General features: G+C 39.5%; 2 protein-coding genes, 2 pseudogenes and 1 other annotated feature. All 4 genes and pseudogenes read right to left on the bottom strand.

Annotation, left to right across the window (positions count from 1 at the left end; genetic code table 11):
• On the bottom strand, positions 1–479 hold a 479-nt coding region (locus ACFIKE_RS08855; RefSeq protein ID WP_375649384.1), incomplete at its 3' end, for an MFS transporter.
• A gap of 57 nt (positions 480–536) precedes the next feature.
• Positions 537–1,790: a cytochrome P450, cyclodipeptide synthase-associated gene (locus ACFIKE_RS08860; RefSeq protein WP_375649386.1), complete on the bottom strand. Its 1,254-nt coding sequence runs from the start codon at positions 1,788–1,790 to the stop codon at positions 537–539.
• A gap of 25 nt (positions 1,791–1,815) precedes the next feature.
• Positions 1,816–2,538: pseudogene (locus tag ACFIKE_RS08865) on the bottom strand (tRNA-dependent cyclodipeptide synthase).
• A 112-nt stretch (positions 2,539–2,650) separates the two neighbouring features.
• Positions 2,651–2,940 (top strand) — a sequence feature (23S ribosomal RNA rRNA prediction is too short).
• A 93-nt stretch (positions 2,941–3,033) separates the two neighbouring features.
• Positions 3,034–3,234 (bottom strand): annotated as a pseudogene (locus ACFIKE_RS08870) (MFS transporter); the annotation flags it as partial.

The raw sequence follows: 3,234 nt of genomic DNA on the forward strand, positions 1-3,234 counted from the left end.
AGTGAGGCACCCACCAGCGGACTAAAGGCAGGAGCGAAAACTGTTGGTACGGCTATGGTGCCCATGGCTTGGCGCACGCGTGTCTGTCCAAATTGTAAGGCAATGATGGTTTGGCTAAGGGGCAGCAAAAGACCTGTCCCGAAACCTTGAACGATACGAGCAGATATAATAGTTGGAAAACTATAGCTTAATCCTACCCCCAGTGATCCAAGCATAAAAATGAAGCTTGCAAGAAACCAAGTGCTTTTGATACCTATACTTCCTTGCACAAAAGCGGACATTAGCAGCCCTGGAACGGTGGCGAGAAAATAGGATGTTACAACCCATTGTATATTATTTTCTCCGACTGAAAGATAATGTGCAAGGTTAGGAAGGATGACATTGACAATGCTCCCGTCCAGCAGAGGAAGTATGCTGGAAATAATTACGGTATATATGACATACCTTTCTGATTTGGTATAGGAATCTTTCTTTTGCATTGTTATGCCCCCTGTTGATATTCTTTAAAATATTGTCCCCGCCCCATTCACAGACTTTTAAAAATTAACATGTGTTTGTGATGGCTGTGGTTTTGATATTGGGATGAATGTGATTGGGAGCGCTGATGGTCCCCTTGTATACAATCCCTCTTCCTCCAAAATGAAGCCATCAGTTAAGCTGATGTCAATGAGTTTATCGAGGAGTCTATTTGCCGTCAACTCAATCTGCATGAGAGCAAAAGCAGAACCTACACAAACGTGCACGCCTGCTCCAAAGGCTAAATGGTTTGCGGTCCTTATGAGACCCGCCCCAGTTTTACTGCCCCGTTTACGTTCTGGTATAAAATGATTGGGGTTCACAAAAATATCAGGATCACGGTTAGCTGCTCCAATCATACAAAAAACAAGAGAGTCGGCTGGTAATGTGACTCCTGCGAATTCCATCGCTTGATTGGTCTGGCGTGGTATAAGCTGAACAGGAGAAGTTAGGCGTAATGTTTCTGCGATCGCATCGCCAAGAAGCGTCCTATCATTTTGGATTTTTTCTAATTCGTTTGGGTTAGTGAGTAAATGATAAAAAAGATAAGCTAATATTTTATCTGCAGGTTCTATGGCGGCCAATAACATGTTAAGAACGAGCGCAACTATTTCAGAAGTTGTCATACTGGTGCCATCATTTGTTTTTTGACATAAAACAGATATTAAATCTTCTGATGAATTTTTGTCCCATTCTTCTATAAGAGGTGTTAGATAAGAAATTATATCTTTGCTGCATGATAAGCTGAAATTTTTTTCCTCATCTGATTGGTTTAGACTGGTGACAAAAGATGCGATTCCCTTGTGCCACATTGATATATCCTTGTAGCGATCTATCGGTAGGCCTAAAACCATTAATGTAACAAGCACGCTATAATCCTTGCCGAATTCATTAACAATATCTATTTTCCCCTTTGAAAGATGCGGCATGAGAAGCTGGTCTATTATTTCTTCAATAATTTTAGTATAGTGCGTGCGGAACATTTTTCCAGTAAGTTTTGAAAGTATGGCGTGCCGCTTGCTATGGTGCTCATGCCCTTCCATTTGAGCTAATACACGATCGCCCATTACCGGCTCTGCTCGAACGGCTAAGGGCGCTGTTGTAAAGCGGAGGTCCTCCAAAATTGCGCTGACATCTTCATAGTGGCCAAAAAAATAAGCTTTAAGATTTTCATCCCAAAGAACAGAGTTAGAAGAATGTACAGTTTGGTATGTATTGTATGGATTTTTTTGGAAATTTTCGTCCATAACATTGAATTTAATAATGTGGCGCACCAATTGCCCCCCTTTGAATGTTTAATTATAAACTGGTTCTTTCATGAGTTTGTGTACATATCGAAACAATTCCGTGCCCTTGCTGTCTATCAACACAGAGAGGTGGTTCACTGCTGAGCAACAATTCTCCTACCGGCCATTCACGATGGTAAGCCAAAACTGAGCTCTCTCTATTAAGTAAACATGGGGTGTTTACATAGAAAGGTACTTCATCAAAAATATATTCGAGAGAAATATTGGTTGTTTCCAAACTCTTTATTTCTTCTGTTGATAATCCTACACTTTTTGCCCGATGCCCAACCGCTTGGATTGACATTCTTGTGCATAATTCATTGAATTTCGAGTTTGTTTTGTACAAATCTACAGCTTTTGATTTTAATACTTTGTAATTTTCATTTTGCTTGTATTGAGAGAAGTCAAGAATGCGAAATGACCTTTCTAGATGAACATAATTATGAATATTGTATAATATACGTCTTATACGATTGAGCTCCTTTTTTGTTTTTCTCTCTGCTTTAGCCTTAGTTGATCCAGATGCCAATATAAGCAGTATCGCTGATTCTATATCTGGGAGTAAGATGTCAATATTTTTGAATTTCTTTGCACCCCAACATATGAGCTCTGTGATATATTTTTATGAAAATCTTGAGTTGAACGGACTTATACCAACCATAAGATGTTGCTTCATCGCGATTAAACGAGAACAGTTTTCCGGTTGTCCCCTTATAGAAAACGAAAGACTGTTCATTATGTCTATTTCTTTTTGTAAACTCACACCCAATCCTCTCCCCGCATTCTATTATGGTGATTGTGGGAATATAATTTATTTAAAGAACTGATAACAAATTATCGAATAGTGTCCTATTATGTAACAAATGAAAAGTGTCTTGTAAAGGCAATTACGGATAATTAATCTGTTAAGTTAACGTAAGATACACACGGGTATTTGTACCACTTTAGTCATGAACATGGGAGAGATTCCAAATTCCGATGTATAGGGTTTGACGTTTACTCAGTGCTGGAATGTTAAGAGGAGATGTGCAAGAATTGAATTGAAACCCCAGTAAACGGCGGCTGTAACTATAACGGTTTTAAGGAAGCAAAGACTACTTGTCGGGAAAATTCCGATCTGTACGAATGGTGTAACGAGCTTCTCCGTTGTCTCCAACGTAGACTCAGTGAAATTGAACGCACTGTGAAGATGGAAGGTTTTGGCGGTTAGATAGAAAGATGACATAGTCCGCTAACCATTATCATATTCCTTTTTTTGCACGACACTGTTCAAGATAAAACCTAATATGCCTGCGATCATTGTGGCGATGCCAATGATAAACAGTGTGCTTTGGGTATGATGAACATGGACAAAACCGGCTCCTAGAAAGCCAAGGCATACGGATGTCTGTATGATGAAGATATAGGCAGGCATTTGACTGTTTCGTTGTTC

The organism is Bartonella sp. MU70NMGDW, assembly GCF_042194085.1.
GTDB classification, from domain to species: domain Bacteria; phylum Pseudomonadota; class Alphaproteobacteria; order Rhizobiales; family Rhizobiaceae; genus Bartonella; species Bartonella grahamii.